We start from the raw sequence: 6,038 nt of genomic DNA on the forward strand, positions 1-6,038 counted from the left end.
AAACTGGAGAGCCGGCTGCGGTGTGAGCCGGGCCGTGCCGTCCTCCGACGAGAGCCACCCCTGAACCTTCGTGCCCGGACCCTGGGGGCTGCGGCGCTCTTCGGTTGATTCCGCGGTCGATGCTGGGCGATGCTTCTGGAAAAATCGCCAGATAGTTCCGGCCGTGGTCAACCCGGCCTCGCCGAGGTTGGGCGGCCAATGATGATCGCCTGTCCGGAGCTCGTACAACCGGACTTCAGTATCATCCAACGCCCTGGACCATTGCTTCAATTGCAGGTTCTCATTGACTGCGGTGGTCACGGCACGGTTCAGGGCAAGTCCATTGACCCATAGGTCCAGGACGTTCTCCGTGCCCCGATACGCGCCCCAGCCATCCCGGTTGTTCGGATCTCCAGCCCACAGTGTGGTCTTGTCGTCCCTGACATTCACGGCCAGGACTGACATGCGCGTCGCAGGGCGGAAATCCTTGGCCCATTTCGACATCATGGTTCCGGCGACCGGTGCAATGGCAGCAACCCAAGGTTCCGGCTGGCTGCCGAGCAGGAACGATATGTCACCGCCATTCGAGAATCCGGTCGAGAACACGGACCGATTGTCGAGTGAGAGATCCTTCACCAGGCGTTGGCTCAGCACTCGTGCGAAGTGAACGTCGTCAACCGGCTGGTCCTGGTGAAAGTCATAGCCCACCTGAAAGAATGTGCGACCCTTCGAATCCCGCGTTCCTTCGGGATAGGCGACGACAAAACCATATTTCTCTCCGAGTGGCGTGAACCCGGTGAGTTCACGAATATTGGTCGCCGATCCAGTGAACCCATGAAAAACCAGAATGAGCGCCGCACCAGGCTTCAGCGTCCGTGGCACGTCCAGCAGGAAGAAGCGTTCGCGTCCATCGATGACCAGACTGTGGCGTCCGCTCGTCCAAGCGAGTTGGTTGCTCGCCTGAGGGGTCGCCTCAGCCCCCAGGGTTTCCGTCGCCTTGAGTAACAACGGACACAGGGACAGGACCAGTGCAAGGGCTCCACGAAGTTTCCTGCTTTTCGGCACGCGCCCAAGATGTCCGGAGCCCTCGGCAGAGTCACGCTTTGATTCCGGGCTGGTTGCGGTTCGCGAAGCGTCGTCCGCACTGCTTGCACTTCCACGGAGGTTGAATTCGCATGCAGGCCTTTCGTTCAAACTCAGTGGTCGCCGCACTGGATTGTGTTTGACCGTGATTCGCGCCGATTCGTTCGTGCCCTGAATCCAGCCAACCCGCGGCCACGTAAACAGCGAAACTCACAACCTCTCTCCACTCGTTGCTCCGCGCTTCCTTCTCCAACCAACCGCCAGCCACACACCTTCAACCACACCCGGCGCGGCTTGTCCTCGCGCTTGACGCGTTGAAGGCAAGTCCGGCTCGGACCTCGAAGAAGGTGGCCGTGCGCCAGCACCTCCCATTCCGCCGTGAGCGAGCCGACGCGGCTGTCCGTGCCGTTCGAGGCGATGCGCAGCGCCAAGGCCGATGACGCCAATGCGTTCCTGATCTTCGTGAGTGCGCATGGCGCAGGCTACCGATGTGCCGGCCAGGCCGTCAGTGGAAAACTTCTGGGAAGCGCGCCATGAACCATCCTGGCCGGACTCTTGACGACGTGCTTCTTCTTCACGGAAAGCAACGGTGATGTCACCGCAAGGTGAAATGTTAAGTTCCGTTTCATGGCCCGCGGCTGCGGCGTGAACACCCGCCGGCGATCCGCCCCGCACCAGCGGCAGAACCGCGCTTGGTAACCGGCAAACCCTTTGGTATCCTCACCCCAACTGATGCATTGGATCGCCGCATCCGAAAAAGACGCCGCCACCACCCTCGAAAAGCGCCTCTGGGGCAGCGCCGACCAGTTCGCTGGCAACTCCCCTTTCCCCGCCTGACTCATGGCCCTCAAAAAATCCGAACTCTACTCCTCCCTCTGGGCCTCCTGCGACGAATTGCGTGGCGGCATGGACGCCAGCCAATACAAGGATTACGTCCTCGTCCTGCTGTTCGTGAAATACGTCAGCGACCGCTTCGCCGGCCAGCCCTACGCCGCCATCACCGTGCCCAAAGGCGCGAGCTTCGCCGACATGGTCGCGCTCAAGGGCAAGTCCGACATCGGCGACCAGATTAACAAAAGAATCCTCGGACCGCTCGCCCAGGCGAACCAGTTGTCCGACATGCCGGACTTCAACGACCCGAACAAGCTCGGGAGCGGCAAGGAGATGGTGGAGCGCCTCACCAACCTCATCGCCATCTTCGAGAATCCCGCCCTCGACTTCTCCAAGAACCGCGCCGATGGCGATGACCTGCTCGGTGACGCCTACGAATACCTCATGCGGCACTTCGCCACGGAGAGCGGCAAGAGCAAGGGCCAGTTCTACACGCCCGCCGAAGTCAGCCGCATGATCGCGCAGATTCTCGGCATCCGCCACGCCAAGACCAGCAACGACACCACGGTCTATGACCCGACGTGCGGCTCGGGTTCGCTGCTCCTGAAAATCGGCGATGAAGCGCGCCACGGCGGCAAGGACGTGAAGGTCACGCTCTACGGGCAGGAAAAGGACAACGCCACCGCCGGCCTCGCCCGCATGAACATGATCCTGCACGACTACGCCACGGCGGAAATCAAGCAGGGCAACACCCTCGCCAATCCGCTCTACCTCGACGGCGACGCACTCAAGACCTTCGACTACGTCGTCGCCAATCCGCCCTTCAGCGACAAGCGCTGGAGCACCGGCCTCGACGCCGAGCACGACCCCTGGCAACGCTTCCAGCACTACGGCATCCCGCCCGGCAAACAGGGCGATTACGGCTACCTGCTGCACATCCTTCGCTCCATCAAGCCCGCCGGCAAAGGCGCGTGCATCCTGCCGCATGGCGTGCTCTTTCGCGGCAACGCCGAGGCCGCCATTCGCCAGAATCTCGTCCAGCGCGGCGTCATCCGGGGCATCATCGGCCTGCCGGCGAACCTCTTTTACGGCACGGGCATCCCGGCCTGCATCATCGTGCTCGACAAGGAAGGCGCGAACGCCCGCAAAGCCATCTTCATGATGGACGCCTCCAAGGGCTTCATCAAAGACGGCAACAAGAACCGCCTCCGCGAGCAGGACATCCACAAGATCGTGGACACCTTCACCCGGCAGGCCGAACTCCCGCGCTACTCGCGCCTCGTGCCCGTCAGCGAAATCGCCGACCCGAAGAACGACTACAACCTCAACCTCCCGCGCTACATTGACAGCACCGAGCCGGAGGATTTGCAGGACATTGACGCCCACCTGCGCGGCGGCATCCCGAACCGCGACATCGATGCGCTCGAACCGTATTGGAAAATCATCCCCGGCGTGCGCTCAGTCTTGTTTTCTCCCTCGCCCCGCGAGCGGGGAGAGGGCCGGGGTGAGGGGCGCTCCGGTTACTCCGCCCTCCGCATCCCGCAAGCCGAACTCAAATCCGCCATCCTCGGCCACGCCGAGTTCGCCGCCTTCAATGCGACCGTCACCCGCCTGTTCAAGAAATGGCAGAGCGCCTCGCTCCCGCGCCTGAAAGGCTTCGCCCAGGACGGCCCTTCGACGTCGCTCAGGGCAAGCCATCCCAAGGCCCTCATCGAAACCATCGCCGAGGATTTGCTCGCCACCTTCCGGGCCGCCCCGCTGCTCGATGCCTACGACGTGTATCAGCACCTCATGGATTACTGGGCCGCCACCATGCAGGACGATTGCTACCTCATCGCCGAAGGCGGCTGGCGCGACGCCGCCCAACCCCGGCTCATCGTCGAGGACAAGAACAAGAAGACCAAGGCCCGGCCCGACTTCACCCTCGGCAAAAAGAAATACCAGGCCGAACTCATCCCGCCCGCGCTCATCATCCGGCGCTGGTATGCGGACGAACAGGCCGCCCTCGAAAAGCTGGAAGCCGACGTGGCCGTGCTCCAGCAACAGATGGAGGAAATGGCCGAGGAGCACGGCGGCGAGGAAGGTCTGCTCGCCGACGCCGCCAACGACAAGGGCAAGCTCACCAAGGCCAGCGTCACCGCCCGGCTCAAGGAAATCAAAGGCCAGGGTGACGAAAGCGACGCGGCGGACGAACTCAAGGCGCTCAAGGAATACCTCGCCCTCGTGGAACAGGAAGCCGCCACCGCCGACAAACTGGCCGCCGCGCAAAACGACCTCACCGAAAAGGTCGCCGCCCGCTACCCGAAGCTCAACGAGGACGAAATCAAGACCCTCGTGGTGGACGACAAATGGCTGGGCACGCTGACCGCCGCCGTGCAGGGCGAACTCGACCGCGTCTCGCAAACCCTCACCGGGCGAATCCGCCAACTGGCCGAACGCTACGCCACGCCGCTGCCGCAGCTTGAAGGCGAAGTCAGCGGACTCGCAGCCAAAGTCGTCGGGCATTTGAAACGGATGGGATTCAAGCCATGAACAACTATGGCGAATCTGCCACAATTAACCCCATCGAATTCGACGGGGTTGAAAACGCCAACGTCCTGCGCTTATGAGCCAACCCGGGAAATCCACTATCGAAGTCAAGGGAACTGAAATCACGATCCTCTCCAAAGAGCACGGCGACTACATCTCGCTCACGGACATGGTGCGGAATTTTGAGGGCGGCGGGGCGCTCATTGAGCAATGGCTCAAGAACAAGGACACGGTCCTGTTCCTTGGCGTCTGGGAGCAGATTCACAACCCGGGTTTTAATTCCCTCGAATTCGAGGGAATTAGAAATGAGGCCGGCCGGAACAGTTTCTTCCTTTCCGCCAAGTCCTGGATTGACCGCACCCGCGCCAAAGGGCTGTTTGCCAGCGCCGGCCGCTACGGTGGCACTTTCGCCCACAAGGACATCGCCTTTGAGTTCGGCTCCTGGCTCAGCCCCGAGTTCAAGCTCTACCTCATCAAGGAATTCCAGCGCCTCAAGGAGGACGAGGGCCGCCGCCTCTCCCTGGCCTGGAATCTCAACCGCACCCTCTCCAAGCTCAACTACCGCATCCACACAGACGCCATCAAGGCGCGCCTCATCCCGGACGAAGTCACGCCCGCGCAGGCCGCCATCACCTACGCCAACGAGGCCGACGTCCTCAACGTGGCACTCTTTGGCCGGACGGCCCGGCAGTGGCGCGACACCAATCCCAAGCTCGACGGCAACATGCGCGATCATGCCACCATCGAGCAGTTGCTGGTGCTCGCCAACCTGGAGGGCATGAACGCCGAGTTCATCCACATGGGCCTGACCCAGGGGGAACGGCTCAAACGGCTCAACCAGATCGCCATTCGCCAGATGCAGGTGCTCACCGCCAGCGCTGCGGCGCGGCAGCTTGAAACGCCGAAAGTGGAAAAACAGTGAACGCCGAACGCTACGCCACGCCGCTGCCGCAGCTCACCGACGAAGTGGCCGCGCTCGCCGCCCGCGTGGACGGACACCTCAAAAAGATGGGAGCGGTATGGAAGTGAAGCCCGCCTACAAGCAGACCGAGGTGGGCGTCATCCCGGTGGAGTGGGAAGTAAAACCACTGCGCTCGATTCTTTCCAAAGGAAGGCTTGGCGGCAACTACCCGAATCAGGACACGGAGTCAGCGTTTCCCCTGATGAAAATGGGGAACATCGCTCGTGGCTATTTCGAGATGTCGAAGCTGGAGTTCATCACGCCCGGCGTGACTCCAGAGAACCAGCACCGACTTGTTTACGGCGACGTGCTTTTCAACACTCGGAACACGCTCGAACTCGTCGGCAAAGTAGGAATCTGGCGCGATGAACTTCCGCTCGCCTACTACAACTCGAACCTCATGCGTCTGGAGTTCGACCCGAATGAAGTCAGCTCCACCGAATACGCCAACTACGCGCTAAACACCGCTGGCGCAGTCGCCCGCCTTCGGGCACTGGCCACGGGCACGACCAGTGTGGCCGCGATTTACACGCGGGATTTGTTGGGCCTGCTCTTTGTTGTTCCGCCCAAGCCCGAACAACGCGCCATCGCGGAGGCGTTGAGCGATGTGGATGGGCTGCTGGGCGGGCTGGACCGGCTCATCGCCAAGAAGCGC

At 61.9% G+C, this 6,038-nt stretch carries 4 protein-coding genes; 3 read left to right on the forward strand and 1 reads right to left on the reverse strand.

Annotation, left to right across the window (positions count from 1 at the left end; translation table 11 throughout):
* A partial coding sequence (locus FJ404_18950; GenBank protein MBM3824930.1) for a hypothetical protein occupies positions 1–1,044 on the reverse strand: 1,044 nt, incomplete at its 3' end.
* A gap of 858 nt (positions 1,045–1,902) precedes the next feature.
* On the opposite strand from FJ404_18950, the gene FJ404_18955 reads away from it, so the two are divergent.
* From FJ404_18955 to FJ404_18965, 3 genes are all read left to right on the forward strand, one after another.
* Positions 1,903–4,425: a type I restriction-modification system subunit M gene (locus FJ404_18955; protein MBM3824931.1), complete on the forward strand. Its 2,523-nt coding sequence runs from the start codon at positions 1,903–1,905 to the stop codon at positions 4,423–4,425.
* A 73-nt stretch (positions 4,426–4,498) separates the two neighbouring features.
* Positions 4,499–5,344 (forward strand): KilA-N domain-containing protein, encoded by an 846-nt coding sequence (locus FJ404_18960; protein ID MBM3824932.1) that lies wholly within the window; start codon positions 4,499–4,501, stop codon positions 5,342–5,344.
* Between the two features lie 97 nt (positions 5,345–5,441).
* Positions 5,442–6,038, forward strand: a 597-nt coding sequence (locus FJ404_18965; protein MBM3824933.1) for a restriction endonuclease subunit S, incomplete at its 3' end; no start/stop codon positions are given.

Source organism: Verrucomicrobiota bacterium (assembly GCA_016871495.1).
Classification (GTDB): Bacteria; Verrucomicrobiota; Verrucomicrobiia; order Limisphaerales; family VHDF01; genus VHDF01.

Excerpts from the sequence above, each read along its gene's own strand:
- FJ404_18960 (MBM3824932.1), top strand. The coding sequence starts at position 4,499 with ATGAGCCAACCCGGGAAATCCACTATCGAAGTCAAGGGAACTGAAATC.
- FJ404_18955 (MBM3824931.1), top strand. The coding sequence starts at position 1,903 with ATGGCCCTCAAAAAATCCGAACTCTACTCCTCCCTCTGGGCCTCCTGC.